The following is a 24,752-nucleotide window of genomic DNA, read 5'->3' as shown; positions in this document are numbered from 1 at the left end:
TTATTTCTTCTTTGTTTTTCTTTTTTTCTGTCCATTTATCTTTATTTCCTGAGCTTTTTCTTCTTCTTTTATTTTAGTCAGTATTTCTATTTCAGTTTTATGATCCCCTTGTTTGGCATTAATTCTGTGATTAACTTTGACAACTTCAAACTTACCCTTTATATCTTGCCTTAAACTCTCGTTTTGATAACCAATTATTACCCAAACGCCTTCTTCTATTCTGTGATCTAAAACTGTATTTATTTTCCATCCCTCGTCTGTTTCTTCGACTGTTAATATACTTCCAGTTATTAATTGTATTTCTTCTTTTTTTACCTCTCCAATTGGATAAAAATAAACTGTTCTATTAGAAATGAAAAATCTACTTTGTGTAGTTCTTGCCATAGTTGAAAATATTTTTTTTACATTGCCATTTAAGGTTTTTCCTCTTTCATATACTGTATCTTTACCTAGTTTTATTTCGCCGTTTTTAAGGTCTGTCTTTTTGATAACAGTACTTATAATTGAGCTAGCTTTAGAATTTTTAGGAAAAGAAAGCTTTATCTTATTTTCTTTCATCTCGTCATTTGCAGTAGTACAAGTTATTTCTGTTTTTATATCCTCATTATTACGTGAATCTTTATATTTTTCTATGACTCCAAAGAATACAGTTCCTGAACAATTCTCTCCTTCGTATCCTGCTGTAATTGTCACTTTAGTATTCTTTTTAAGAAGGTTCTTAATGTTAGCAGGCAAATTATATATACTTATAGTTGCTTTATTTGAATTATTTGTATTATCTAATTGTACATTACATTCAAATGTTGCCTGTTCATTAGTTAGACTTATTATCTGTGATTCAACAGCCGGAGTATCTCCACTTGCTTCACTAGGCGGTGTTTCAAATCTTAAAGATGCTACTCTGCCAAATAATATACAATTCTCCATTATACGTCCTCCTGTAATAAATATATTTCTTGTAATACTCCTGGAAGATCTTCTACAAAATTTTTGTTAATACCTTGAATATTGGAAGGCAAAGCCATGAGTTTTAAATCAGGAAAATCTTTATAATAAATTTTAAGCAGCTCAAACAAATCTACCCATGTATTTATTATTTTTCCATATAACAAATAATTTTCATTATCAGATATGTCAACATACCACGAGCCTAAGACATAATAGACTGATAATCTTATTATTCTTTGATTTGTTCCGTCATCTATAATGAATTTAGTATTATTTGAACTTTCTTTATCATATGTTAATCGAATTTTTGACAGCATTTTCTATCTCCTTGAATTTATCTGTTCTTGATAACTCATCAAACCAGTTTTGTGGCATCCCTTCTGCTAATAATTGTTGATCTTGGAAAAAATTATTTGCACCCAAAGTTTCTGTTGTTATTACTCCATCTTCATTAGTTACAAATTTCCTTACTTCCACAAACTTCAAATCAATATCAATTAATTGTATAAAAGTATCTTTGCTTGTATTTGTGAAATTCATATTAGTTATAACCACAGGACCATAAAGTTGTTTGAATTTATTATAATAAAATGCCATTAATCCTTTTTGTCCGTTACTATTCCTTGCTGTTTTTTGATGAAGTTCTATTACATCTATATAAAAATCTGTAAACGCAACAATTTTAATTTTTGCTCCATATGGATTGACAGAAACATTATCGGCTATTTCAGTTCCTTCAAAAGTGATGTTTGATGTAACGTTTGTTGATGTCTGCCATTCAAAAGAAGATATAAATACAGGAGTATCTCCCAGCATTCCGTTAGGATAAATATAAGCACCTGTAAACTTAGCAAATCCATCATAAAACTGTTGCCATAGTTTATTTGCTTTTTCCATGTCGAAGTTCTGAATTAAATCTGTCAATATTCCTGCCATAGTTCCTCCTTAACTTAATGCTAAATTTTCTAATGTTCTTTTTATTTCTGTAATGTCATCATCACTTCTAACACTGCCTATATTAAGAGTTATGTTATTTACTGAACCTTGTGATTCTCCCATTCTGAATCTCATTTGTGATGTTTGTGATTCTAAATTACTTAATTTACTCATGATATTCATTGTAGATGGGTTATTAGCCACAATCATTCCAGATGGTCCCATAATTAATTCGTCACCTTTTTCATTAATAGTAGTCAGTCCACCGCTGAAATAGTTTGTTCCTGTGTATTCTTGTTGTACACCTCTTAAAAGATTACCTGCATTCTCTGTATTTTTCTTACCAGCTTCAATTACATCATTTGTAATGCCTTTAATTGTACCTTTTTGTAGAAAATTCAATGTTATTGTTATTACTTTACCTGAAAAATTCATAATTTCTCGCAGTAATCCTTTAGCTACTTCCAAAGCATTATGAAATGCATTCAATCCCTGTGCCAATAATGGAAATCTTTCTTTTAATTCTGATATTTTCCCAAACATCCACTGAACAAAACTATCCCATTTACTTTTCGCAATGTTTACAACACTATCCCAAAGACCGCTCCAATTTATTGACCTTATTTTTTCCCCTACTTTTGTTCCTAAGTCTGAAGCTAGTCCGCCAAAAAAAACATAATTCAAAGAGTCATATATCTTTTTTGCAAGTCCTGTCCAATCAATTTCTTTAAACTTGTTATAAATCATTTCCGCTGGTGAAACCGGTAGTTTTGAATATAATAGACTTCCGGCTATAGTTGTTTTACTGTTTTGTTTGGTTATATTCTGTTTTCTTTCCGGAGATAAATTTTTATAATTATCGTATGCTTCAAGAAAACCCGGATTTCTTGCTGTAAGTGTTCCTGTATATAATAAAAGTTTTTTCCATTCTTTTTCAAAAAAGGCTCCTAAATCACCATCTTCTTTCAGTTTTTTTGCTGAATCTTTAGTCTCATCAAGAGCTTTATTCAGTTTGTCTAAAGCACCTATTGCAAGTGGAACAGCAATAGGAATCAACCATAAAGGATTTAAAATTAGAAATAGTGCTATTCCTGATCCTAATATAGCAGGTCCCCAATCTTTAAAAAATTTACCGAGTTTCTTAAATGTTTCTTTATGTTTTTCTATCCAGTCTCTAAATTCTTCAAGCTTTGCCTGTGTTTTTCTCAGAGCTTCCCTCACATCATTTAAAAATAATGCAAGATCGCTACTTGGATTTTTATTTGGCCCGTCTCCTATAAGTTTGTTTTTTTCCTCACTAAATCCAAACATTGCTTTTATTACATCCAGTATTATATTTGCCAACTCTTTCAATACACCTTTAGCATTTTCAATAACTTTTTGCCACTGTGCTGCCGCTTCTTTATCCTTTTCAAGAGCTTCTTTAAATCTTTTTATACCTTGATAAACTATAAATAATGCTGCTGCTAAGGCTAACATTTTTAGTGTCATTGCTCCGCTGAGTGCCGCCTTAACCATTCCTATCTGCTTAGCCATTAACTTAAATACTGCTTTTCCTATTACAAGTCCTGCTATTGTTCCTATTGCCTGTGCAAGCTCAGGAAAATTCTTGTTTAACTGTATAATCACATCACCTATTGAAGTTAAGCCAACAAAAATAGGCATCAATAGTGGTTCAAGTGCCTGAAATACTGATTGAAATGCTGTCTCCCATGTAGAGCCTAATTCTTCTATTGCTCCTCCGATTCCCTGCATCATAAATCTAGCCATCTCATTTACTGTTCCATCACTGTTTTTTATTTGTGCTTCTAACTCTTTTAATCCTTCTACACCTTGATTCAGGAATGTTAAGATATTTTTACCACCACGAATACCGAATAAATCAAATAATACCGCACTTCTTGTAGTATCATCTAAATTCTTTACTTTATCTGCTACTTTCTGAAAAATATCTGGCAATGATTTTAATTTACCGTTTTTGTCCGTTAACTTATCCCCTATTAATTTTTCAATATCAGGGGCATTCTTAGCCATCTGAACCAAGAAATTATTTAAGGCAGTTCCAGCACTACTTCCATAAATACCTGAATCATTTAGCTTTCCAAGAACGGCAAATGTAGATTCTAACGGAATATTCATAGATTTAGCAGTACTTCCTACATATTGAAATCCAGCTTGCAGTCTATCAAGATCCGCTGCAGATTTTTTGGAAACCATTGCAACCATATCATTTACTCTAACTGCTTCGCTTGTTTCCATATTGTATGTTTTAATATATGCGATTGTGGATTCTAAGGTTTTATTTAAGTCACTGTTAAATGCTTGTGCTAAATCAGCAGTAGAGGGTAACAGTTCTTTTATTTCTTTATCCATTAACCCTAATGTAGCTGCACTATTAATAGCAAGGGCAGCGTCAAGGTTATTGAACTTTGTTTTTCCTCCTACTTCATTAGCAAGCGACAACATTTCTTTATAGCCTTGAGCCATTGTTCCAGTTTTTGCTACAGCACCACGAATATTAAAATCTACATCAGCTACACCTTTAAATCCTTCTTGCATTCCTTGAACAGCCATAGCTCCGACTTTATATGCAGCACCACGTGCTATATTGTTTATTCCTTTTTGCAAGTTATTAGTTAAGTTTACTGATTGCTTTGCTTTTTTATTAAAATCGTCGAGAGGTTTATCTATTTTTGTTCCATTTACTTTATTAAAGCTTTTGTTTATATCGCTTGCCGTCTTATTCATAGTTTGTGCTGTTTTAGAAACATCTTTATTTATTTTTTTAAAAACTTCGCCAGCTCTATAGCCAGATTTCTGTATATTTTTTTGTACATTTTGAAAATCTGCACCTAAGCTTTTTAAAGCTTTTTTTGCATTATTAATACCTTGCATTAGTGATTCATTTTTGAACTTAAAATCTATTTCAACATATAAACCTTGTACTGCTGCCACTGATAAACCTCCTTCCTATTTTTTTGTAAAGCCTTTTGCTATTCCTACTATATATTGATTAGTTACTAATGATGTATTCGCATCTCTTTTTTTCAAAAATCTTGAATAAGAAATCTGTTTTAAAAATACATCAAACTCATAATCTGAAATTTCATTGTTGTTATATCTCTTTAGAAAGTCTAATGCATTAAAATTATTGAAAAAACTATCTGTTTCTAATTCAAATGCCAGACTTTCTATATAAGTTATATTTCCTACAATAATTTCATCATTTAAATTAACAGTATTATTTAGATAAGTTTTGTATAAATTTTCTGGGATTTCTTAATATACTCATTAAGAAACCACCAAATCCTTCCAACTCCTCCTGACAGAAGTCATTAACATCAAATTTTCCAACAAATAGTTTATTTTGTTCTAAAACTTCAATAGCTTTAGTTAAATCTAAATATAATCTTCCGTCCCCAGATACTCCATATTCCGCTAGATTCATTATTACTTTTGTTGCCGGAAACTTAAAAGCTACTTCCCTTACTCTGTCATCATTATCTACCATGAAATAGTTTACTCTATCACCTGATTTTATTCTTTTAAGGTTCTTTAGTCTTTCCAGTTCTTTTTCATTTCTCATGCCTGCCAGTTCCTCGGGATCTACACCTTCTGTAATTGATTCATCTGAATCAATAATACCTTTTTCTAATTTACCTTCTTTTATTAATTCTTCTTGTGCTTTTTTTATTTCATCATCCATATTGAAATCTTGATTTGGATTTTTCTTTTCCATTATTTCACCCTTTCTATTAGTAATAAACTATACTTCTGCTTTCTGCTTTAAACTCCCATGTTCTAGCATCTAATGCACCATCTTTTTTATGTGTTACTGAAGATGGCTTTGTTATCACTACTCCTGGATAAGTTGTAATTGAACTATCGTTATCATCCTTTATTATCACTGTTAAGCTATAGTTTGGTTGTAACATTCCAACAGTTTGGTAAAATACTACCATTGCTTTTTCTTCACTTGTTCCATAACCCAGAGCTAATGTAAAAGTAAATTCATTATTTGTATTTACTGCGTTTATAGTTTGACCACAGCTTAAACTAACAGATTGTGAAGATTCCTCTTTTTTTTCATCTTGAAATCCATCTTCGTGGAAACAATCAAACTTCAGTACTCCTCCAGGAAAATCATTGGATAACATTGTTATATGTACATTTCTCCAATTATAATTAATCATTACTGTGTACCTCCTATTATTAATTCTCCTGTTTGGGAAATATATCCAGATACATCCACGTGTCTTATCCCGTCAAGCAAAGTATGAAAGTATCTGAACTTAAAATCAGCGTTTCTTATATCTTCTTCTGACGGAAATTGGAGTTCTACTTTTCCTAATAAGTAATCAAGAGAATTTCCGTTATCATCTGTTCTTCTTTCAATAGCCAACGGATCACCATTTACTGTTTTAGCTATTCCCATATTCACAGCTGTAAATATTACTCCTTTAATAGTTCCCTCTATCATTTCATATCCACTTTCATTGATAGGGATTTTATCTGTTTCTATCTGTAGCCTTGTTAATCTCTCTCTCAGTGTTTTTATTTCCCATAACCTATACAAATGTACCTCTATTGGCAATTCGCTTGTTGTAAGTCCGTTTTGAATGTGGAATTTCCCTCTTATTGGATTCGAGATAAAATTCAATCCCATATCTTTTAAATTTTGTTGTTCTGTCTTTGTCCAATTAGGCTTTGTTACATTTCTTACTTCAGTTGAGTGAACTATATACGATCCTAGATCTCTGTTTCTTACTCTTGCCCATGTGATAGAATCAAGATTATTTGTGTATGTATCATTATCTATTACAAATACACTTGCATTATCAAGATTATTTGTTGTTTTAAATGTATTTATTTCTGCTATAGTGTTTGTTACAGTGTCAAACTGTAAGAATAGATGCTTATCATCAATAAGTGGTTTAAAAGCAGTCGCCCATAACTGAGCTTTAGCCATGTCCACTACATCTAAAATCAAGATTGTATAGTCAGTAGCAAGCACATGATTATCATAAGCTTCCATAACACTTTCAGGTGTCATTGAAGTTGCTGTTACCATATCAACACCATAAATTAATATGTTATCTATTCCGCCTTGTCCAAATGCATCAGCTACTTTTTTATAAATAGGATCAGATGTTGTGAAACCTAATGTTATTAAATCTGTAACCTCTGTTATTACAGTAGGTTCTACATCTTTTACAGTTGATAAAAATAATGCATCTCTTACATCTGTTAAATAACTTTTTGAATATTTAGTATCAACATTAATTGTATTCAAAAAATTCAATGTAGGCTTATATATCGCCATTGTATTCCTCCTCGTACATAATATTGAATGTCATTACCTCTTTATGAAATGTTTCGTTGTTATGTGTGAAATTAGAGCTTTGAAGTAATGCAACATCCTTTATATTTATTTTTAATTTATTATTTGTTCCTTTGAATCTTTTTACTATTTCCCTATCATTTGACAGGAATAATAATAATTCTGCTATTGTTTTATGTTCTTTGGTTTGTAGATGTAAATTAATGTCAAACTTCAAATCATAAATATAACTTCCATTTATTTCCGGTGAAAAAGGAGAAATCAGATCTACTTTATAGAATAATGTTGTTGGTTTATCTAACTCTTCATTATCATACTCATTCAAATAATCATCATTATTTATTTCTTCTTTTGTTATCTCTGTTTTTTCATAAATGATTTCACATAATACAGTTTTCACTTCCTCATGTATCTCTTTTAGTCTATTTGCTAAGCTCAACAATCTCTCCTTTCCAGAAGTCAGAAGTTATTCTATTATCTTCTAATTTATTAATTTGATATTTTTTACCATTCCACAAAACTATATCTTTTACTTTTGGTTCTATTTCCAGATCTTCATGAAAGTAAATATCCATTGTTAAATCAGTGTTTTGTCTTTCATTATCTAGTGCTAAAGAATTAAGTTTATATCCAGTTTTCTGATTTAAAATTGCTGCTTTGATATTATATTCTGTAATTGTTGGTTGAGGTTCTCCAATAAAGCTTTTTGTGATTGTTCTTGTTTGTAAAATAACATCTCTTTCAAATAACCTTTTTATCCTTTGATATATTCTAAATTTCCCAGCCATTATCCTAATTTACCTTTCCCAAAAGTTCCAACACCATTCACTTTTCCAGAAGCAGCCTTTTTGAATTTACCACTATCAACCATAGGATTATCAAATCCTTTTTTCTTGATTGTAGATTCTTTATTGCCCGGACTTTTTATTCCTTCAATGGTTTCTTTTAATATCCCTGCACCTTCTAAAGCTACCTTTTTTAAAGTATTATCTTTCCCGTTTATAATCATTTGAGCGGCTTCTTGCTTAACTATATTCACAGCAGCTTCCAATATCTTAGGTGCTGCTGTTTCTAGTGGCGACCAATCAGGCACACTCCCCCAACGTCCACCCCCATCTTCAAATATATTAGCTAACATTGTCAGTTCCCCATCTCCAAAGATACCGACTTGTACCTTATTAGATCCCATTACCTTCTTTAGCGGATTTTTTACCGTTTCCTTTGTCTTTATTCCCATTATCCACACCTTCTTCAGGTAGAACTTCAATTTTTATAGGAAGTTTTCTATCTTCTATTTCTTTTTTATAATTTTCCAGATCCTGAGCGCCTAATATCATTTCATACTCTCCTTTATATACAATCAAGTTTCTTCTTGTATAAAGAGTAGCTTCAAGTTCTGAAATTATCTTTACTTTCATTTTCCCTCCTCAATAAACTACAACAGTAGTTTCATTTTCTGTATCATCGTCTAAACCTAAAGCTCCTAACAGCCTTTTATACATTACCCAATATGGATTTCCATTATCACCAGTTATCTGTTCTATCTTAGTATTTGAAATTTCAATCTTACTTGCTAAGTATGTAGGATCGTCACTAGTTAACAGAAACCCAAAAAAATAATATCTAAGTAACTTATGTTCTTCGTCAGGATATAAGGCATAAACCACATCATATATAGCTTGTATAACCTCGTCAGGATAATTCTTTATTTCTGGAACAAATATTTTTAGATCTTCAGGTATTTCCATATTTATACCTCTTCTATATATTCTTCTTTTAGAAGTGCCTCAGCATCTTCATCTGTCAGTTCTATTTCTCCGCCTTTTCTTATTTTCCCTACCATTCCTATTAATACTTTATATTTTTTGGTACTTTTATTTACTACTTTTTCTTTTATATTTTCCGTATCATTCTTATCGTCTTCATTTCGATTCTCTTTAAGGATTTCAGCACTATCATCTTTTTTTACAGCTTCTTGATTTTTTTCTTTTTTCACATTACCTTTTTTTTCAGACTTTGTTTCTTCTTTTTCTAGATCATCTATTTTTATATCTGCTTCTTTCATTTTTCCTCCTTATGCTGTCTTAGCTATAATTAAATTTGACATATCAGGTTCGTCAGGTGCCATTGTAGACTCTATTTCAAATATCATTTGTCTTATCTTGCTAGCTTGTCCACTTTTCTCAAATGTAACTGTTAAAGTAGCGTATGTTTTAGGAATTACAGACATATTATCTTCAACTTCTAATCCTAGTTCTGTATCTATTCCACTTATTGTCGGACCGTAAGATATATACCCAAGTTTTCTTGGCAATAATGCCACAACACTATCAGGAAAAATTACTTTTTTTGCTTCTGTTTCTTTTGCTTTAGCTTCATACTCATATATAATAATTTGAAGCCCAGTTTTTCTTTGTACTGCTGTTATAAATTCTTCATCTGAAGCAAGAGTTATTTTGAACTCTTCTTTCATATAATTTTTTACTTCATCCGTCTTAATCATATCTTCAAATGTTTTTCTATTCATAATTGCATATTCTGTATTAGCTTTATTAAACTTCTTCCATCTTAATAAATCAGAAATTGGGGTTGCTGTTGTTGGGGCTGTCCACAATTCCCCACCTGTTAATGCAATTTTATTATCAGCTGGGTGCAAGTAATCAATTTCTTTTTCCACAGCCTTTTCTTTTATTGCATTTTTTCCGCTTGTAATAAGTTGGATAAACATTATTTCAGCTCTAATTCTAACAGAATCTAACCAGCCATCTTCACCAGCCATTTCTTTAAATCTTTGCTTCACAAATATCTCCAAAGCTTTATTGCTCTCCATTTTAAGTAATTCAAATAATCTCTTTCTATTTTCCTCATTAAGTTTATGAGCCTCTTTAAAATATATTTTATCCTCATCATAAGTCGCTACTTCTTTAAATTCTCTCAGTATTGGATCAGCATCAAAATTTGATGGATTAATTGCAATTCCCTCATTTTTCCCGTTAACTTTTGTAGATATTTTAAAATTGTCAGTATATCTTACTTCCATAAAAAATTCATGTAAAAACATTGGTTTCCCCAAAGTTTTATTATAATTTGTTATCTTTTCTGCTTTAAACATTTCTTGTAATTTCATTTATTTCCTCCTTATCTGTCTATAGAAACAGCTTGAATTAAGCCATTTCCCAAGTAATCATTATAGTCTACTGTTGTTGGCGGGTTTGTTATTCTTTCAGCAAATATTATTCCTTTTACTAATGCTGTTCCGATAGCATCACCAAATGTAATATCTACATCATCCATTAGGATTCCTTTTCCTGCCGTATTATCTGTTAAAACCTTAACCTGATTTGGTTCAGTTAAATTCTTTGTTGAACTAACAATAGTTCCAGCTCTCACAATTTTATTATTTCCAACCATTTCAAATTCTGTAGCTGCAGCATCTATTGTGACCGGCACAGCATAATCAACTTTATAAATTGGTTGTTTTTGACTTGTGTCTATTACTGTTTTTCTCATTATTTCCTCCTTATTTATCTAAAAAATTTTGGCATTTCTTTTTCTTTATATTTTTCGCTTTCTTCTTTAATCATTTCATCATGAAAATCATCTGTCTTTTTCTTATCCCCAATTTTAAAAGCTGGATTTTTATCTTGATTAACTGTAACCAAATCCTGTTTTATTTTTTCTTGAATTTCCTGTGCTTTTTTTACGAGGTTATCTATATCCTCTGTTTTCATTTCCGGAGTTATTGTAATTAGTTCAGCGAATCCATTATTTATTTTTTCACTTTCTAATGCTTTAGACTTATACATTTCCAATTTCAATATCATATTTTCATTTTTTGAAGCTGTAAGTTCATTTTTTATCTTTTCTAATCCGGATTTAGCTTCTCCATCTTCAAGTTTATCAATTTGTTCCTGCAAACTCTTTAATGTCGCATCATTCCCACCAGATCCATCCATAAGTTTTTTTATGTCTGCTTTAATATTTTCAAGGTCTTTTTTTATATCGTTATCCGCCTGCTTATCTTTTTCATCCTCTTTTTCATCCTTTTCGTCTTCTTTACCACCCCCTCCTTCTCCTCCATTTTGATCATTAGCATCATAAAATCTCTGTCTTATTTTAAAAAATCTCATGTTTCCTCCTTATTTATTTTCTTATTTCTTTTTTTAAATACACCTCTACCCAACATCTACACATAATATCTTCTCCAGGTAACAAATCTGCATCTTTCCATGTGAAGAATTCTTGATCTCTATCTTCATGTTCCGGTCTTACTCTGTCGTCTCCAACTGTATTCCATACAAATCCAACCGAATCTTTTGAAACAATATCTTTCAAAAAAGCAGCATAAGCATTTCCTTTTATATCTCTACCTTTTAATTCTGAATGTCTTAATGCTTTCTTTTTCAATTCCTTATTGTCCCTATTTTTTTCTATCCACTTTGTTTGAGCGTTGATATATCTCTTTATTTTAATTAATTGTTCCCTTACAATTTCGAGATGCTTTTCCTTATCTCTTTCAGCATCAAAAGATTTATATTTCTCCTGACTCTTAATTGTGAAATCCAGTAAAACTTTACTGACTTCCTTACTTATTTCCTGAAAATCATTTTCTTTATGATTTAAAAGGCTTAATGTCATTGACTGTAATATCTTAGATAATCTATATTCATGATCTAAGCTGTACTTCAAATCAACTTTATTCATTGCTCATTCCTTCCAGTATTCCTTCAGAAAGATCATTAACAATTTTTAGTATTCTGTCATCAGACTGAATTCTATTAACTTTTTCTAATGCATCTAATTTTTTATTTAATATCTCTACATTTGCCTCTTCCTCCATTTGTTCAAATATATCTGAATATGAATATTTTTTTATATCTATTTCTTTTCCTGTTGAATAACTATCCACTTTCCTAATCTTCTCTATAAAACTATCTCTTATTGTAGATATTTTTGATCGTAAGCCTTGCATTGTCATCAAATATGTTCTTATAGCTACATTACCACTTTCTACTTTTAAATCTATTTCTGGAAACTCTTCTTTAAAATCATTCATCACCTGTTCCATTTTTGGTAATATGTCACTATTTACCCATGTATTATTCATTTCAATATATTTAATGTCTGCCGTTCTTTCTTCTTTCTCATCTACAACAATCATTCTTTGCTTTCTGAATCTATTTTCACTCAATGCCCTTAATAGTTTTTGAAAAATATTTATGTTATTATTTGGCTGTTCCTCCTTAGGTTTTTTAATTCCTAAGTTTCTTCCTAATTTTTCAGGTGAGGAATGAAGGTTTATTATTGTTCTTGACTCAGATTCCAGCTCATTATATGTATCTATGTAATACAAAGCTCTAAATAGATCTAATCCAAAATTAAATTCAAATATTGGCATTGTATCGCCTATGTACAATGGACTTTCATCATTTATAATAAGAAAAACTTTTTCATCTATTTTGAAATAAGTTTTTTCTATCTCATTTTCCTCTATTTCACCATCTTCATTAACTATTTTCGCCACGCCTGTGAAACTAAATTTAAGTATTTCACCAAAATCTTTTTCTACTTCTACATCATCTACTTTATGAAAGATATATTTTGTAGCATTACTGCTTTTTATAACTTCTAAATAAGATTCTCCTGTTAATATAGCTTCTGAAATTAATTTCTTTTTACTTACTTCAAAGTTATTCAATTCCCATATTTCCTTCACTGATTTTTCAGAACAATCAAAATTCTTGAAGGCTAGAGAATAAAGATTGTCAATTATTCTTTTAAGAGGATTAAAAACAGGTTGTAATAATACATCTGTTGCTCCATCTGCTGAAACAGGCTGCAGTATATTTTCTTGTTCTTCATACATTTCATCAGAATAATATAGTCTTAGTTTTTCTATTTTTTCATCTTTTTCCATATTCCCTTCCTTTTAATAAAGATCTTCTGTACTCATTCTGTAACTTGTATTTCTTGTTTCAGCTTCATAATTACATAAAGCCAATGCATCTGATTTATCTGGAGAATGTCCCAGCATCTCCTTTATCTTATCTTTGCTTATCAGCTTAAATCTTCCGTTATTATCAAATTCGTATATTTGTATTAATAGTTCTCTCTTTAATTCCTGATCCTCTTCCAAATCTAACTTATCCAGATTCCTTGATAATTCAAAGTACATTTCCGTTCTTTTATTGTTAAATTCTTTCTTATTTTTAGCTTTACCAGCAAACTGAATATCATTTACAACAAGGTTTTCTATTTCCCCTTCTTCCAACTCTTGTACTAACCCTGTTCCTAAACCTGTTCCATCAATATTTGCTATTATCAATTTGTCTCTATTTTTATAGCAATACTGAATTATTTCTCTTTTTACATCTGGAAGTGTAAAATCTTTTCTATCTAATTTCTTTCTTACTCTATTATCTTTTTTTTCATAAATAGTACTTGAATCTCCGCCGCTACCTTTACCAACATCAACACCTAACTTAATAGTTTCATATTCCGACAAAGATAATGATCTCTGAAAAGCAGAATCTATTTTATTGCTACTAAATATAGAGTTCTCATTTCCATCGGGTGCTTCACCTTTAAGTCTCACTCTTACAACATTACTATCAGGACCATATGTTTCTTCTAGATCATGTATCTGTTCTTTTTTCATAAATGGGCTGTTATAGCTACTCATTGTAACCTTATAAAACTTACTTTTAGGATTATATACACTCTCATAGAAATAGCCTGTATTTTTTGTCATGTTTCCAAACAATACAAGTTTGTCATAATCTGTTCCCTCTAAGACTTCAAATATTTCATTCTTAACTCCGGAAGATTCATCTACCATTACAAGTAATTTTTCTTTATCCTCCTTTGTTAATCCTTCAATTTGTTTTTCCCCTCTCAGTATCTGACTCACTATTTCAATTGTTTCATCATCACCTATTTCTTCTATCCCTAAATGTTTCATTATCTGTTCTATTACTTCTGTTTTATCTCCATGCTGCCCTTGCATTCCCTCTGGTGTGCTTGCTGTTACTGGTAATGCAAACCACTCACGCTTTAAATCCTTATCATTAATCCTCATAATCTTGTCATTGATTTCAAATAGATTTAATTGCTTTAATTTACTTCTGTTATATATTTTGTTAACTTCTGCCCAATATATAGTTTTTAATTGTCTATAAGTTGGTGCTGTTACTATTACTCTGCTTTTCGGTCTTGTTATAAGCCAATATGTAGTTAACCCACCTGCCAGACTTGATTTTCCCGTTGAATGCCCTGCCGGCACACTTAGCCTTCTATATTCATTAAATGCTTGCAATACTCTTGTTTGATCCTCTGATAAAAAATGAAAATTCAATATATCTTTGAAAAAATTTACTGGATCTCTTCTATAATATTCAAAAGCTTCTTTAAGAGTTGTTATTCTTTGCATTTAAATCAGCCTTTCCTATTATTTCTGTTATAATATTTTTTGAGTTATTCTCATTTTCAACTTCTATTGCTTTCTCATCATTGTATTTTTCTTTATCATGTTCAAATCTTTCTTTCGCAAGTTTATCCGGATAATCCATATATTTCGCCAAGAACTCAAGAGCCTTTTCCTTGCTTACAAGCTTAACCTTTATTCCATCTTTACCGACCGATACTTCATTGATGAGCTGCCCGTCTACTTCTTCTATATCTTTGAAATTGATATAATTTTTTTTATATTTTTCACCACTACTATTTTCTTTCTCTTCTGATCCAAATTCTACAAAATCTCCTATATCTGCAAATGCAACTCTTTTCATAAGATCTATTACATTTCCCATGTTCACAATTACATTCTGCCTTATCTCATCCTGAAGTTCATTTATGTATTTTTTGATCTTATCTTTTTGTAGCAATGTATATGCATACCGTTCAGGATATTTTGTAGTGTACCCTGCTTTCTTTACCGCTAAAGCTCCATTAAAAGTCTTTATATAAATATGACAAAAATCTTTTTCAGAGTCATTTAAATGTCTATCTCTTTCTATTTTTTTATCAATAGATTTTATTATTTCTTTTTCACTCCTACCAACCTCTTTAATCTGGTTGGTTGGATAAGTTGTTTTTTCTATTTCGGTTGGTTGGTTAACGGTTGGCTGGTTCTGTTTTTTTTTCTTCCATCCATTATTTGTAGACCAATACTTTATAGTTCCACTTGATACCTTATATTTTTTAGATAAATGATTTATTGAGCTTCCGGCTTCATATTCTTTTCTAATTTCCTTTATCAATAAATCACTGTGTTTTTTAGCCATATCCCCTCATTCACTCACCAACCTAACTTATTAACTTGCATTCTATTTTTTCAAGCTGCAATAAATCTTTGTATTGTTCACATTTACCTTTACATATTTGATATATGTCTTTGTAATAAACTTTGCTTAACATATTTTCTTTTACTGTATTGATTATTAAGTTCTCAAGATTAGCTATATGGTTCAATGTTGTTATGCTTACCTTATCCCGCATATCTTTTCCTATACCGACCTGTTTATTAACCAACTTTGAGAAATTAATATAATACTTTTCCGGAGTTTTACTTCCTTGTTCTCTGGCATATATAATAAATTCAGCCAAACAATCTGTTTCATTTCTTCTTACTAATTTTCCTTGTTTTCTAGTTATAAGCCATTCTGTATTTTCTTTATAAATATTCGCCTTTTCTAATTTTCTTAATTCATTATCCCTATCTATAAAATACTGTCTGGCTTCTCTTCCTCTTGGACTTCTCGCCAACATGCATAATTCCTTGCCCATATCCAAAGTTAGCCAATAGTCTTTTATTTTTTGATTATTTTGAGGGTGTACTATTAGGTACGGGGTATAGTCTTTACCATTTTTATATCCAAAATCAAGCATTCTTGAAAACCATCTGCTAAATCTTTCTTTTATTTCCAAAAATTCATATAAATCTCTTGAACTTACTATACTGACATTATTTGAAACTACCACTCTTATTAACTCTTTCACTCACTCACCAACCTTTTCAAATATATTCTTTTTATTATCATATATAACTTGCATTACTCCGTTAGCAACACAATCTACCAGCTCTTCGTTTTCAAACCATTCCTGTTTTCCAGAATGTTCAAATATCCCGTGTATTACTTCATGAATTAAAACTTGTTGCTGTACTTTTTTTGATAAAGATTCTTCTATTTGAATTATTAAACTGTCAGAATCAATAGAACCATTTACTACTTTCTTATCCATTCGTGGTTTTTTCTTTTTAAGTATTCTGTATTTCTTCCATCCTATTTTTAATTTCATTATTCCCTCCCATGCCCTGCACCTAAATCAATCTACTGTGCCATAACCATATTATTTAAATTTTTATAAAATTATTATGTTTACAATTAGTTCTAGCGCTCACATGCGGGCTGATTATTTTCATTTTCTATTACTTCAATCGCTTTTAGTAAATTTTGCAACTGTTCTTTTATATCAGTAAAATCTAATTTTATAGTAATTTCACTTTCTACTTTACTTTTAGCCATGCCTTACCTCCATCACTAAACATTTAATTTTGATTAAGTTTTGAAAATAAAAAAAAGGAACCCAACACACATTGCTATGTGTCAGGTCCCGTTAGGACTCGCGCGAATTAAAGACATTGTCCGTAGATTATCTATACTAAATGCTCCGCAATATTCAATTTTCACTTAATTATACTACAAAAGTTCGTGTTTGTCAACATTACTACTTACTTTTAGCTCATTTGCTTATGATTTATTTAATATAAAAACAACCCTGCTGGTACAGGGTTGAAAATTTCAAAACTCTTACTTTAGCTTATCGATAATCTTATATATGGCTAGAGCAAGAACTAATATTGTAATCTCCGACATTACATATTCTCCTTTTTTTATTTTCGTTAACATATCATATTTTCCCTAATGAAAAAGTATCTTTTGAGTTTCAGAACTTAACTGCTTGGTTCGGCATGTGACAAGGTGTACCCTCTGAATTTAAATATTAACAAATAAAAAGGCGGATTTCTCCACCCAAATAAAGGAGTCCTGCATGACTCGATTACAATTTAAAATCTTTTTTTATTTTTTTATTTTTTATACTAGCCTACCAGAGCTAGTTGAAATTGAAACTGAAAAAGAGATGATGTTGCTTTTTCAGTATATAAATTATATCAAAATAATATACTAAAGTAAACAATATTTTTTATCACAAATTATTCAATTCATCCATCATTGATATTCCTGAATATATTTTAGGTAATGTCAGCATAGGGTGATCATTCAGTTTACGATTCACTTCTTCCACAGTGCTATCTTCAATCCACCAAGTAAATGTTGTTATAACTTCATTCATTTGGCTTATTACAGGTCTACTGCTTGTAGGCAAATAAATAATCTGGTTTATCTTATCAAAATACTTTTCTACCATTTCATCAGTCGCACCATCTAACAAAAGATTTTCTCTTATTGCTTCTAAAACTATTCTTTCATAATCTTTAAAATCTTTGCTTTTAAGTCCGACTAATATAAAATTATATCTTGTCAAAGTATTCATAATTACTACACATTTCATTCTGCCGTACTTAAATAAATGTGAATGCCATGAATAAAGCGGATCTACATTATATAGTTCTTTATCTTCAAACTCTATTTTCAGTTCATCTTTTAGTTTCTTTGTACATTGAATTGCCAACATTTGAATATCTCTCCTTAAATTTAGTCCCTTTATTGTCATCTTCCGTTTAACTTGTCAATATCTTCTGTTGTAAGTTCTTTTCCATTATCAATAAAACGTTTTTGTTTAGCTTTTCTGATATTTCCGATATATTCATCTCTTTTGACTTCTGATCTATTCTTTATCCAGTTGTAGTGATATACTAATTCGTCATATAATTTTGTAAGTTCCGCTTCTATGCCCCTGATGATTGAAGACCTGTCGTCAATATCATTTAAGTGAGGATTCAATTTTTCATCATTGTGTCCGGGTAATAATAGTTCTCTTTTTCCAAAAAATTCATCAGTTAAAATTTCTTGACAATGAAGCTGATAATCAATAAGTTTCTCTTTTAGCTCCTCGGAAAATCTTGCTGGATTTATTTTAAATAACCAACCTGTAAGGAACTCTAACTCAATAAACATCTGTTCTCGAACCTGACCGTCAATTTTGACGGTGAGCTCTTTAGCCCCTAATTTCAATGTTCCATCATTTTTTATTTTTTTAACCTGCGTGTCTCTTTGATTCTCTGACATGCCAAGACTATTACATATCATTGTAACAGCTACATAAATTTTGCCAGTTTCTTGATCTTGAAATGTCAAAATTTCATCTTCATGAAACACAATCTTTTTCTCTAAATAATTCATAAAAATACCTCCTAAATTTGTATTTTATATTGATATTTAGAGCTTTTTTTGATATAATACTCTTGTGAGGAAGTATTAAACTTCAAAAGCTCTTTATCTTTTTTAGATGAAGGGCTGTTTTTATTTATCACTGTCTTTTTCCATATCTTTTTTTATCAAATCTATGATATATTCTTTTATACCTTTCCCCTCTTTTGTAGCTTTTATTTTGAGTTTCTTATGGAATTCATCTTCAACAGTGAAGCCAATATTTTTTATAAAACTCACCTCCTAACTCATTTACAAATTAACACATTTACACATTGAAGTCAAGAAATATTTTTCAAAATAAAAATAGCCCTTTATTTAGGCTATTATTCATACAGTTCAGAATAAGCTTGCTGTATCACAGGATGAATGAATGTAGACTTTATATCTGAACCTGATTTTGTTATTCTGAATATTTTTTCATTGCTCACTTTCCCGTCTGGAGCTCTCAAATCAAAAAAGAATTCTATTGTAACTTCTTGATATGAATTTGCTCCATGCTTCTTTGATATTTTTTCTAATTTTTCAAGTATTTGTCCTGAATCTCTCACCATTCCCTTTACTACCATTTTTCTATCAATACCATCTTGAGCTTCAACTTGTACTATTGCCCCATCATCAAAAATAGTTATTTTTTTAGCTCTATGACCAATTTCACCTCGTAATTCTTTTCCAATTTCATCATCTTCATAAACGGTTTTAGAGTCTGGCGAAACAGAACTCGTCGCTTTTTGGACTTTATTAGCCTGTTTTTCCTTTGACCGTTCCTCTTGTTTTCTCCTCTCTTCCAAATTTGCAGCATCTATTTTTGCTTTTTCTTCTGGTGACAATTTCGCTGTTTTTTCAGCATATTCTTTTATTTCACGTTCTTTTTCTTCTTTGTCAGAATCTGTACTCCCCACTGCTAGAAAAATAAAAATTATTATACCTATTCCTAATAAAAATTGTTTTTTCATCTTCCCTCCTAAATATATATTATTTTGTTTTAACCTTTTTCATCTTCCTGAACTCCCAAGGCGGAATATTTCCTTTATTTCTCCACATTCCCCGCTTTTTCTCTTGAGCTTGCTCCTGTAACTCTTTATATTTGTATTCCTTTTTAGCATAAGCTTCATACCACCACGCCCAGCCTTCTTTTAACAACAGTTCATTCATGCTTCTATCATTTAAATAAACAATTGCCACAAGCCTTTTATATCTATCTGTGTCTTTTACTTCTATTTCTACATCTCTATTAAGGATTTGATCTGATAAGAATTGCTTTGCTTCTGTTCCGAATGACTGATTGATTTCTGGTGTGTCAACCCCATATAAACGTATTTTCTGTTTTTCACCATTCATCATTATTGTTATAGTATCTCCATCACTCACACTAATAACTCTATAACTAAATAATAAATTTGAAACAACCAAAAATACCAAGAATATTTTTCTCATGTTATACCTCGATTTTTTAATACATTTTAACATTTTGATTGTGCATTTTCAATATTTTTATCAAAAACAGATATATTATTGTCTCTGCCACACTTTTTACATTTCCAATTGCCTTTTACTTGCCCTTCTATTTCAAGTCCTATTACATGTCTTCCACAAAACTTACATCTCACTCTAACTTTCTTCATATTCAGTATTAATCCTTTCTTATCCTGCTGGATGGTAATTACAACATCTTGTGTTTTGTATTGTATTTTATCGGAAAATTATCCCACTTAAAACTATATATTGTGTTTTTCTTTTTCTAAATTATTAACCCTGTCTCTACATTCCGTGACTAAACAACTAAGTTGATCAATTGCTCCTTGCGTTATATTCAAATCATCTATTGATACTTTATTTTTTATTAAATCATGTATGCGTTTATCTAATTCGCTCAATATTTCATATATATCTTCTTTATCAGCCTGTCTCTTTTCTATATGGCCTAATATCAAAGCAGCCATCAGAAACAAAAATATACATATTACAATTGTTATTGCTAGCATTACTTCACCCCTAATTCTTTAGCTGTAATCACATTAAACCAATTTCCTACTTCATTTACATCTTGGCTTATGATTTTTATTATTTCAGCTTTAACTTCTTTATTTTCACTCAAGCTTATTATATTAACTAAATATCCAACCTTTAATGGCTCAGCCGTCCATAATTGTAAGATTTGTTCCATATTTCCTCCTTAAACCCTTTACTATGCCTATATTTTTACAACTGCATCTTTTACACTTAAAGTCATATTTTACTCTACCCTCTACTTCTATCTCCATAGCTAGCTTTCCACATTTTTTGCAACGGATTTCTATTTTATTTTTCATTATAGCCTCCTATCTTCTACACAAGAGTCTTCCTAGCACTTTTCCAAATAAATCAACTTATTATTTTTTTTTATTGTTTCTATCTTCGCAAGATTAAAAGTATAGTTTTTTACGACTTTATTATTGTATTTAAACACTGATGCTGCTTTTACAATAAACGAACAATATTCTTGCAACATAATTGTAGATTTAACATCATGTACTACTAACAGATCTTTATTTTTAAATTTTATTTCTAAAACATCTAAACTCATTGTTCCTCCTATGCATACGCTATCCCTTGACGGAATAACTTCCCTTTATTTTTTTGAACAAACTCCTGAACTTCTAATCTGACATGCGGTCTATGCTTTTCAATATCAAAAGCTTTGAATTGTTCAGGATATAGTTTTTGTCCTATTGCTACTAAAGTAGGACTTAATTTAATTGGTGCTATGTGCCAGTATTCCATAAAATCCAATAGCGGAGTGGCTTCTCTTTGCTGGTGATGCTTCCTGCATAATGTCCACCCTCTTAATTGTAATCCGTCATCATATTTTCTTGCTCCTAGAGTTCCTACCTTATCCGCATGGTCAAAATCAACTATATACCCTTGTTCATATTCATGTCTTTGACCACATACCACACATTTTTTATTTAAATAGCATGCTACAACATAACTATAGAAGTCACTTACATATTCTCTACACGGAATCGCTCTTTTTTCTTTTTTGTCAATTACATATAAATATATATTATTGACTATAATTGCATGATTAATAATAAAATCTATAAATTTAGTAGCCACTTCCAATGTACAAGCCTCTGTTTTGTATGGTGATGTACTAAACCATTCAAACTCATATAATTCACAAAATTCATCCCTTAAAATTTCTTGCATTTCAGGTTGTTCATAACCTAATATAGCCCCATATTCACTTGTCAGAACTTTTATTAATCTCATTTGATCTAAACTTAATCTCAACTGAGGAATTAATTTAATTGGTGTATTTGTGAGTATTTCAGTTTGTAGCTTCAAGTCACTTGGTTTTGGTATACTTTGAACATTCCAGTATAATTTCAGCTCATTACTCTCTCCATCATACTGAAATATCCCTGTTTTTAATTTATCCATATAAGACCTTCTTTAATTAGCTTTTATTTTCATATATATTCCCTACAATTTTTATTTCTTTTTCAATATCATTTTCTGTCCTATCATCATTTTCAGCCCTCCAAAGTACTTTTTTATCTTCATCAGATACTTCAAAGTAAAAACCCCACATTTTTACTTTTTTAAGTGTTTGATTATATTTCGACAATACCATATGTTCTAGTTCACCATATTTTACTATCATTCTTCCGGCGTTTCCGTCATTATCATGAAACTGAATAATATCACCCTCAAATATATCTTTGCCTGTTATATCTTTTTTCATTAATGGCTTCATAAAGATTGCATCTTCTGAACGGAATCCACCCCATTGACCTACTACCCAGACTATTTTATCAATATAATTTACCTCTCTTACTTCACCTAATAATTTTTTCTTTTCTATCCAAACTCTTAATTTATCCATGAATCCTCCTAGCTTTTATTTTCAGTATATATTTTCCAACCATTTTCATTTAAGTATTTGGCAAGCGTTTTTTCCTGCTTGAAATATTTTGTATAATTTTTACTGGTTTGAATGGAGTAAGTCTTTGATTTTATTTTAAATTTAGTAAGAAAAACTCCTTTTTCATTTTTATTCTTTTTCCTAATCTGATTATTTATTTTATCTTCAAGTACTTCTACTTTAGTTTTTACTGCTTTTACTTCATTAGCTTGCATTATGATCATGTCTTCAACTGTCAAAGCTTCGATTTTTTTCAATGTAAAGTATGTTTTTATCAAAGATTTTTGTATTTTCCAACTTAGATCATCATTAAGTGTTCTCACCAACATCAGATACCCTGTTTCTGTAAAAAGTATTATTTCCCGGACATTATTTGGCAAAAATTCCTGAATCATCTGATTTGATTCAGCAAAATCTCTGGAAACCACATAATAATCTTCACCATATTTGAGTCTATCTTTTATATGTTTAAAATTTTGATTTATTTCCCTTATTTCTCTTTTGTGAAGTTTTGCAATATCCCATGCAGTTATAACTCTTTCTTCCGAATATTCTTTTGCTATTATTGATGTATTGTTTATAAGTATCATCTTGTTCATATAATCACCTCTTTAATAATTATCCATCATTTTCTTCACCGGACATATTATGAAACCTATAATTATTAAGATTTCTAATACAAAACAAATTATCTTTGAAGTCAATGAAGTTTCAATTACAATATATTCCTCATAATCCTTCATTTCTTTTCTTACAAAATTTTCTTTGATTAAATATTCCACATTTTCCAAGTATTTATCAAAATTTTTCATATCCAGTCTTTTATGCAAAGTCATAGTTGTTATTTTAGTATTAAGAATTTCGGCTTCTGTCCAAGATATTATCAACATATCCTGAACATAATCACCATTCATATTCAAAGCTATTATATAATCATTTTTCTTCCCGTTCTTCCAGTAATCTCTTAACGCATATAGATGATCATTAGTTACATTATCAAATTTCACTAAAATAAAATTTACTTGTTTTTTATCCCTTATATTCAAATTAGTATTTATTTTCATAATTTTATTATTTAATTCCACATGATTTTCAAAATCACCAATTAATCTATTTATTTTCACATAAGATTTAAATTCATTTGGATATTCAGGTAATTTATAATCTTTAACATTACCATCAAATTTATATAAGCTACTACTTGCTTTCAATAAGTTTTTATACTCATGCTTAGATGCTGTCGTAGTTCCTAAAGGCCATAATTTAATCAATTCTTCTTTTTTATTTGGAAACCTATCATTGAGTTTGACTTTTCCATCTAAAGACCAATTAACCTTAATTTTTCCACCATCAGTTGTATATATATAATTTTCTGCTGAATGGTGAACCCAATAACCCGGCCTTGTTGTACATTTAGTTGTTTTTCCACTTCTGGTACATATTCTTTGTGGTGGTATCCACTGATCCCATTCTTCAATATGTTTTACATCATAAGCATATCCAGACCATATTTCTTCATCATAAGTCTGTATACTCCTATCAATACAAGAAACGAAACCGGAGATAATTAAGAATAAAATTCCTAAGATGATAACATCTAAAATTGTATGTTCTTTGGAGTACCACGCAAAAATACAAAACAGTACCAATAATATTAATGATCCTATTACCACTTAATCACCTACTTTATTTTTAATTCATCATCTTTTTTGTTTTTAAAAGCTTCATCTGTCTTCTCAGAAGTTACTACAAGACTCTTTAAATCTTTCTCTTGATAGTTGAAAAATTTATTCCAGATAAAGTGTTTTTTTATGTAGTAGTTGTATTGATTTCCTTTATCAACCACTTTTTTCTGTTCATTGTTAAAACTATTTCTATCTGCTGCCAACTGCTGTTGAATAATTGAATAAGTATCTATCATTTTAGGATTGTCTTCCCTTATTAATTTGAATAGAACCTGTGTATCATTTTCATATCTTCCTGAAATTAGGCCTGTATAAACTTCTTTTACTTGTTCAGCCTGTAGATCTGAAACCTGTGCTAATTCCCTGAATTTTTTCCACATAGCATCATAACTGGATTGATTTGCTACATATTGAACTTCAAACGATTTCTCCAGCTTAATAGCTGTATTTCTGAAATTTAAAGCACTTACTACTAATACAAATACTATTAATAATATAACTCCGATCAAACTTAATCCAAATATTGTCTTTTTCATTTTCAT

At 30.2% G+C, this 24,752-nt stretch carries 38 protein-coding genes and 1 rRNA gene; all 39 read right to left on the bottom strand.

The annotated features are described in order from the left end of the window. Positions 1-927 carry a phage protein gene (locus STERM_RS04275; protein ID WP_012860339.1) on the bottom strand — a complete coding sequence of 309 codons (927 nt, stop codon included), beginning with the start codon at positions 925-927 and terminating at the stop codon, positions 1-3. After that, on the bottom strand, positions 927-1,265 hold the full coding sequence (locus STERM_RS04270; protein WP_012860338.1) for a hypothetical protein: 339 nt from the start codon (positions 1,263-1,265) through the stop codon (positions 927-929). Before STERM_RS04270 ends, STERM_RS04275 begins: the two co-directional genes overlap by 1 nt. Then, the gene (locus STERM_RS04265) at positions 1,237-1,884 is read right to left on the bottom strand and encodes a hypothetical protein (RefSeq protein WP_012860337.1); all 648 of its coding nucleotides are present in this window, start codon (positions 1,882-1,884) and stop codon (positions 1,237-1,239) included. Before STERM_RS04265 ends, STERM_RS04270 begins: the two co-directional genes overlap by 29 nt. A 9-nt stretch (positions 1,885-1,893) precedes the next feature. Then, positions 1,894-4,839, bottom strand: a complete 2,946-nt coding sequence (locus tag STERM_RS04260) for a phage tail tape measure protein (RefSeq protein WP_012860336.1) — start codon at positions 4,837-4,839, stop codon at positions 1,894-1,896. A gap of 286 nt (positions 4,840-5,125) precedes the next feature. Further along, positions 5,126-5,623: a hypothetical protein gene (locus STERM_RS04255; protein ID WP_012860335.1), complete on the bottom strand. Its 498-nt coding sequence runs from the start codon at positions 5,621-5,623 to the stop codon at positions 5,126-5,128. A gap of 16 nt (positions 5,624-5,639) precedes the next feature. Beyond that, positions 5,640-6,077, bottom strand: a complete 438-nt coding sequence (locus STERM_RS04250) for a hypothetical protein (RefSeq protein WP_012860334.1) — start codon at positions 6,075-6,077, stop codon at positions 5,640-5,642. Then, positions 6,077-7,207 carry a hypothetical protein gene (locus STERM_RS04245; RefSeq protein ID WP_012860333.1) on the bottom strand — a complete coding sequence of 377 codons (1,131 nt, stop codon included), beginning with the start codon at positions 7,205-7,207 and terminating at the stop codon, positions 6,077-6,079. The genes STERM_RS04250 and STERM_RS04245 overlap by 1 nt, the downstream gene beginning before the upstream one ends. After that, on the bottom strand, positions 7,194-7,664 hold the full coding sequence (locus STERM_RS04240; protein ID WP_012860332.1) for a hypothetical protein: 471 nt from the start codon (positions 7,662-7,664) through the stop codon (positions 7,194-7,196). Before STERM_RS04240 ends, STERM_RS04245 begins: the two co-directional genes overlap by 14 nt. Then, the gene (locus STERM_RS04235; protein ID WP_012860331.1) at positions 7,648-8,013 is read right to left on the bottom strand and encodes a hypothetical protein; all 366 of its coding nucleotides are present in this window, start codon (positions 8,011-8,013) and stop codon (positions 7,648-7,650) included. The genes STERM_RS04240 and STERM_RS04235 overlap by 17 nt, the downstream gene beginning before the upstream one ends. After that, positions 8,013-8,462, bottom strand: coding sequence for a hypothetical protein (locus STERM_RS04230; protein WP_147289467.1), 450 nt, complete (start codon positions 8,460-8,462; stop codon positions 8,013-8,015). Before STERM_RS04230 ends, STERM_RS04235 begins: the two co-directional genes overlap by 1 nt. Then, positions 8,404-8,643: a hypothetical protein gene (locus tag STERM_RS04225; RefSeq protein WP_012860329.1), complete on the bottom strand. Its 240-nt coding sequence runs from the start codon at positions 8,641-8,643 to the stop codon at positions 8,404-8,406. Before STERM_RS04225 ends, STERM_RS04230 begins: the two co-directional genes overlap by 59 nt. A 9-nt stretch (positions 8,644-8,652) precedes the next feature. Beyond that, on the bottom strand, positions 8,653-8,973 hold the full coding sequence (locus tag STERM_RS04220) for a hypothetical protein (protein ID WP_012860328.1): 321 nt from the start codon (positions 8,971-8,973) through the stop codon (positions 8,653-8,655). Positions 8,974-8,975: 2 nt separating this feature from the next. Then, positions 8,976-9,290, bottom strand: a complete 315-nt coding sequence (locus STERM_RS04215; RefSeq protein ID WP_012860327.1) for a hypothetical protein — start codon at positions 9,288-9,290, stop codon at positions 8,976-8,978. A 9-nt stretch (positions 9,291-9,299) separates the two neighbouring features. Further along, positions 9,300-10,352, bottom strand: a complete 1,053-nt coding sequence (locus STERM_RS04210) for a major capsid protein (RefSeq protein ID WP_012860326.1) — start codon at positions 10,350-10,352, stop codon at positions 9,300-9,302. 11 nt (positions 10,353-10,363) lie between these two features. Further along, a complete protein-coding gene (locus STERM_RS21080) occupies positions 10,364-10,735 on the bottom strand; it encodes a hypothetical protein (protein ID WP_012860325.1) in 372 nt (123 codons plus the stop codon). A 14-nt stretch (positions 10,736-10,749) separates the two neighbouring features. Next, complete coding sequence (locus STERM_RS04200) at positions 10,750-11,355, bottom strand: hypothetical protein (RefSeq protein WP_012860324.1); 606 nt, start codon at positions 11,353-11,355, stop codon at positions 10,750-10,752. 13 nt (positions 11,356-11,368) lie between these two features. Beyond that, positions 11,369-11,929 carry a hypothetical protein gene (locus STERM_RS04195; protein ID WP_012860323.1) on the bottom strand — a complete coding sequence of 187 codons (561 nt, stop codon included), beginning with the start codon at positions 11,927-11,929 and terminating at the stop codon, positions 11,369-11,371. Beyond that, a complete protein-coding gene (locus STERM_RS04190) occupies positions 11,922-13,142 on the bottom strand; it encodes a hypothetical protein (protein ID WP_012860322.1) in 1,221 nt (406 codons plus the stop codon). Before STERM_RS04190 ends, STERM_RS04195 begins: the two co-directional genes overlap by 8 nt. Before the next feature lie 12 nt (positions 13,143-13,154). Continuing rightward, positions 13,155-14,654, bottom strand: a complete 1,500-nt coding sequence (locus STERM_RS04185; protein ID WP_012860321.1) for a tRNA(Met) cytidine acetyltransferase TmcA — start codon at positions 14,652-14,654, stop codon at positions 13,155-13,157. Beyond that, on the bottom strand, positions 14,632-15,507 hold the full coding sequence (locus STERM_RS04180) for a terminase small subunit (RefSeq protein ID WP_012860320.1): 876 nt from the start codon (positions 15,505-15,507) through the stop codon (positions 14,632-14,634). The genes STERM_RS04185 and STERM_RS04180 overlap by 23 nt, the downstream gene beginning before the upstream one ends. A gap of 22 nt (positions 15,508-15,529) precedes the next feature. Beyond that, on the bottom strand, positions 15,530-16,222 hold the full coding sequence (locus tag STERM_RS04175) for an antA/AntB antirepressor family protein (protein WP_012860319.1): 693 nt from the start codon (positions 16,220-16,222) through the stop codon (positions 15,530-15,532). After that, positions 16,223-16,522, bottom strand: coding sequence for a hypothetical protein (locus STERM_RS04170; protein ID WP_012860318.1), 300 nt, complete (start codon positions 16,520-16,522; stop codon positions 16,223-16,225). Between the two features lie 92 nt (positions 16,523-16,614). Beyond that, positions 16,615-16,749, bottom strand: a complete 135-nt coding sequence (locus STERM_RS22645) for a hypothetical protein (protein WP_012860317.1) — start codon at positions 16,747-16,749, stop codon at positions 16,615-16,617. A 374-nt stretch (positions 16,750-17,123) separates the two neighbouring features. Beyond that, a 5S ribosomal RNA gene (gene rrf / locus STERM_RS22795) occupies positions 17,124-17,233 on the bottom strand. A 198-nt stretch (positions 17,234-17,431) separates the two neighbouring features. Further along, complete coding sequence (locus STERM_RS04160) at positions 17,432-17,920, bottom strand: DUF6933 domain-containing protein (protein ID WP_012860316.1); 489 nt, start codon at positions 17,918-17,920, stop codon at positions 17,432-17,434. Positions 17,921-17,955: 35 nt separating this feature from the next. Then, positions 17,956-18,588: a phage antirepressor N-terminal domain-containing protein gene (locus tag STERM_RS04155; protein ID WP_012860315.1), complete on the bottom strand. Its 633-nt coding sequence runs from the start codon at positions 18,586-18,588 to the stop codon at positions 17,956-17,958. A 120-nt stretch (positions 18,589-18,708) separates the two neighbouring features. Next, positions 18,709-18,855 carry a hypothetical protein gene (locus STERM_RS22045; RefSeq protein WP_169305375.1) on the bottom strand — a complete coding sequence of 49 codons (147 nt, stop codon included), beginning with the start codon at positions 18,853-18,855 and terminating at the stop codon, positions 18,709-18,711. A gap of 86 nt (positions 18,856-18,941) precedes the next feature. Continuing rightward, entirely contained in the window at positions 18,942-19,571 is a 630-nt protein-coding gene (locus STERM_RS04150) for a hypothetical protein (protein WP_012860314.1), read from the bottom strand. Between the two features lie 19 nt (positions 19,572-19,590). Further along, the gene (locus tag STERM_RS04145; protein WP_012860313.1) at positions 19,591-20,052 is read right to left on the bottom strand and encodes a thermonuclease family protein; all 462 of its coding nucleotides are present in this window, start codon (positions 20,050-20,052) and stop codon (positions 19,591-19,593) included. Between the two features lie 26 nt (positions 20,053-20,078). After that, the gene (locus STERM_RS22040) at positions 20,079-20,240 is read right to left on the bottom strand and encodes a hypothetical protein (protein WP_012860312.1); all 162 of its coding nucleotides are present in this window, start codon (positions 20,238-20,240) and stop codon (positions 20,079-20,081) included. A gap of 93 nt (positions 20,241-20,333) precedes the next feature. Continuing rightward, entirely contained in the window at positions 20,334-20,600 is a 267-nt protein-coding gene (locus STERM_RS04140; protein WP_012860311.1) for a hypothetical protein, read from the bottom strand. Beyond that, positions 20,600-20,782: a hypothetical protein gene (locus tag STERM_RS04135; RefSeq protein WP_012860310.1), complete on the bottom strand. Its 183-nt coding sequence runs from the start codon at positions 20,780-20,782 to the stop codon at positions 20,600-20,602. The genes STERM_RS04140 and STERM_RS04135 overlap by 1 nt, the downstream gene beginning before the upstream one ends. Next, positions 20,751-20,927 (bottom strand): hypothetical protein, encoded by a 177-nt coding sequence (locus STERM_RS22035; protein ID WP_012860309.1) that lies wholly within the window; start codon positions 20,925-20,927, stop codon positions 20,751-20,753. Before STERM_RS22035 ends, STERM_RS04135 begins: the two co-directional genes overlap by 32 nt. A 32-nt stretch (positions 20,928-20,959) precedes the next feature. Then, positions 20,960-21,181, bottom strand: a complete 222-nt coding sequence (locus STERM_RS04130) for a hypothetical protein (RefSeq protein ID WP_012860308.1) — start codon at positions 21,179-21,181, stop codon at positions 20,960-20,962. 8 nt (positions 21,182-21,189) lie between these two features. Then, entirely contained in the window at positions 21,190-22,041 is an 852-nt protein-coding gene (locus tag STERM_RS04125) for a putative HNHc nuclease (RefSeq protein WP_012860307.1), read from the bottom strand. Positions 22,042-22,057: 16 nt separating this feature from the next. Beyond that, entirely contained in the window at positions 22,058-22,486 is a 429-nt protein-coding gene (locus STERM_RS04120; RefSeq protein WP_012860306.1) for a YopX family protein, read from the bottom strand. A gap of 8 nt (positions 22,487-22,494) precedes the next feature. Then, positions 22,495-23,124, bottom strand: coding sequence for an ORF6N domain-containing protein (locus tag STERM_RS21075; protein WP_012860305.1), 630 nt, complete (start codon positions 23,122-23,124; stop codon positions 22,495-22,497). Positions 23,125-23,136: 12 nt separating this feature from the next. Then, positions 23,137-24,198 (bottom strand): hypothetical protein, encoded by a 1,062-nt coding sequence (locus tag STERM_RS04110; RefSeq protein ID WP_012860304.1) that lies wholly within the window; start codon positions 24,196-24,198, stop codon positions 23,137-23,139. A gap of 8 nt (positions 24,199-24,206) precedes the next feature. Continuing rightward, the gene (locus tag STERM_RS04105) at positions 24,207-24,746 is read right to left on the bottom strand and encodes a hypothetical protein (RefSeq protein ID WP_012860303.1); all 540 of its coding nucleotides are present in this window, start codon (positions 24,744-24,746) and stop codon (positions 24,207-24,209) included. Between the last annotated feature and the right edge of the window lie 6 nt (positions 24,747-24,752).

It is taken from the genome of Sebaldella termitidis ATCC 33386 (assembly GCF_000024405.1).
Classification (GTDB): Bacteria; Fusobacteriota; Fusobacteriia; order Fusobacteriales; family Leptotrichiaceae; genus Sebaldella; species Sebaldella termitidis.
This window is presented reverse-complemented; position numbering and strand designations above follow the sequence as displayed.

Bases quoted from the DNA above. Each gene is read 5' to 3' on its own strand.
- STERM_RS04200 (WP_012860324.1), bottom strand. From the start codon at position 11,355: ATGAGATTTTTTAAAATAAGACAGAGATTTTATGATGCTAATGATCAA.
- STERM_RS04105 (WP_012860303.1), bottom strand. From the start codon at position 24,746: ATGAAAAAGACAATATTTGGATTAAGTTTGATCGGAGTTATATTATTA.
- STERM_RS04185 (WP_012860321.1), bottom strand. From the start codon at position 14,654: ATGCAAAGAATAACAACTCTTAAAGAAGCTTTTGAATATTATAGAAGA.
- STERM_RS04255 (WP_012860335.1), bottom strand. From the start codon at position 5,623: ATGGAAAAGAAAAATCCAAATCAAGATTTCAATATGGATGATGAAATA.
- STERM_RS04180 (WP_012860320.1), bottom strand. From the start codon at position 15,507: ATGGCTAAAAAACACAGTGATTTATTGATAAAGGAAATTAGAAAAGAA.
- STERM_RS22040 (WP_012860312.1), bottom strand. From the start codon at position 20,240: ATGAAGAAAGTTAGAGTGAGATGTAAGTTTTGTGGAAGACATGTAATA.
- STERM_RS22035 (WP_012860309.1), bottom strand. From the start codon at position 20,927: ATGAAAAATAAAATAGAAATCCGTTGCAAAAAATGTGGAAAGCTAGCT.
- STERM_RS04125 (WP_012860307.1), bottom strand. From the start codon at position 22,041: ATGGATAAATTAAAAACAGGGATATTTCAGTATGATGGAGAGAGTAAT.
- STERM_RS04230 (WP_147289467.1), bottom strand. From the start codon at position 8,462: ATGGGAATAAAGACAAAGGAAACGGTAAAAAATCCGCTAAAGAAGGTA.
- STERM_RS04235 (WP_012860331.1), bottom strand. From the start codon at position 8,013: ATGGCTGGGAAATTTAGAATATATCAAAGGATAAAAAGGTTATTTGAA.
- STERM_RS04225 (WP_012860329.1), bottom strand. From the start codon at position 8,643: ATGAAAGTAAAGATAATTTCAGAACTTGAAGCTACTCTTTATACAAGA.
- STERM_RS04210 (WP_012860326.1), bottom strand. From the start codon at position 10,352: ATGAAATTACAAGAAATGTTTAAAGCAGAAAAGATAACAAATTATAAT.
- STERM_RS04275 (WP_012860339.1), bottom strand. From the start codon at position 927: ATGGAGAATTGTATATTATTTGGCAGAGTAGCATCTTTAAGATTTGAA.
- STERM_RS04215 (WP_012860327.1), bottom strand. From the start codon at position 9,290: ATGAAAGAAGCAGATATAAAAATAGATGATCTAGAAAAAGAAGAAACA.
- STERM_RS04195 (WP_012860323.1), bottom strand. From the start codon at position 11,929: ATGAATAAAGTTGATTTGAAGTACAGCTTAGATCATGAATATAGATTA.
- STERM_RS04140 (WP_012860311.1), bottom strand. From the start codon at position 20,600: ATGCTAGCAATAACAATTGTAATATGTATATTTTTGTTTCTGATGGCT.
- STERM_RS04160 (WP_012860316.1), bottom strand. From the start codon at position 17,920: ATGTTGGCAATTCAATGTACAAAGAAACTAAAAGATGAACTGAAAATA.
- STERM_RS04265 (WP_012860337.1), bottom strand. From the start codon at position 1,884: ATGGCAGGAATATTGACAGATTTAATTCAGAACTTCGACATGGAAAAA.
- STERM_RS21080 (WP_012860325.1), bottom strand. From the start codon at position 10,735: ATGAGAAAAACAGTAATAGACACAAGTCAAAAACAACCAATTTATAAA.
- STERM_RS04135 (WP_012860310.1), bottom strand. From the start codon at position 20,782: ATGGAACAAATCTTACAATTATGGACGGCTGAGCCATTAAAGGTTGGA.
- STERM_RS04150 (WP_012860314.1), bottom strand. From the start codon at position 19,571: ATGAAAAAACAATTTTTATTAGGAATAGGTATAATAATTTTTATTTTT.
- STERM_RS04250 (WP_012860334.1), bottom strand. From the start codon at position 6,077: ATGATTAATTATAATTGGAGAAATGTACATATAACAATGTTATCCAAT.
- STERM_RS21075 (WP_012860305.1), bottom strand. From the start codon at position 23,124: ATGAACAAGATGATACTTATAAACAATACATCAATAATAGCAAAAGAA.
- STERM_RS04190 (WP_012860322.1), bottom strand. From the start codon at position 13,142: ATGGAAAAAGATGAAAAAATAGAAAAACTAAGACTATATTATTCTGAT.
- STERM_RS04170 (WP_012860318.1), bottom strand. From the start codon at position 16,522: ATGAAATTAAAAATAGGATGGAAGAAATACAGAATACTTAAAAAGAAA.
- STERM_RS04130 (WP_012860308.1), bottom strand. From the start codon at position 21,181: ATGAGTTTAGATGTTTTAGAAATAAAATTTAAAAATAAAGATCTGTTA.
- STERM_RS04220 (WP_012860328.1), bottom strand. From the start codon at position 8,973: ATGGAAATACCTGAAGATCTAAAAATATTTGTTCCAGAAATAAAGAAT.
- STERM_RS04245 (WP_012860333.1), bottom strand. From the start codon at position 7,207: ATGGCGATATATAAGCCTACATTGAATTTTTTGAATACAATTAATGTT.
- STERM_RS04145 (WP_012860313.1), bottom strand. From the start codon at position 20,052: ATGAGAAAAATATTCTTGGTATTTTTGGTTGTTTCAAATTTATTATTT.
- STERM_RS04155 (WP_012860315.1), bottom strand. From the start codon at position 18,588: ATGAATTATTTAGAGAAAAAGATTGTGTTTCATGAAGATGAAATTTTG.
- STERM_RS04270 (WP_012860338.1), bottom strand. From the start codon at position 1,265: ATGCTGTCAAAAATTCGATTAACATATGATAAAGAAAGTTCAAATAAT.
- STERM_RS04120 (WP_012860306.1), bottom strand. From the start codon at position 22,486: ATGGATAAATTAAGAGTTTGGATAGAAAAGAAAAAATTATTAGGTGAA.
- STERM_RS22645 (WP_012860317.1), bottom strand. From the start codon at position 16,749: ATGGCTAAAAGTAAAGTAGAAAGTGAAATTACTATAAAATTAGATTTT.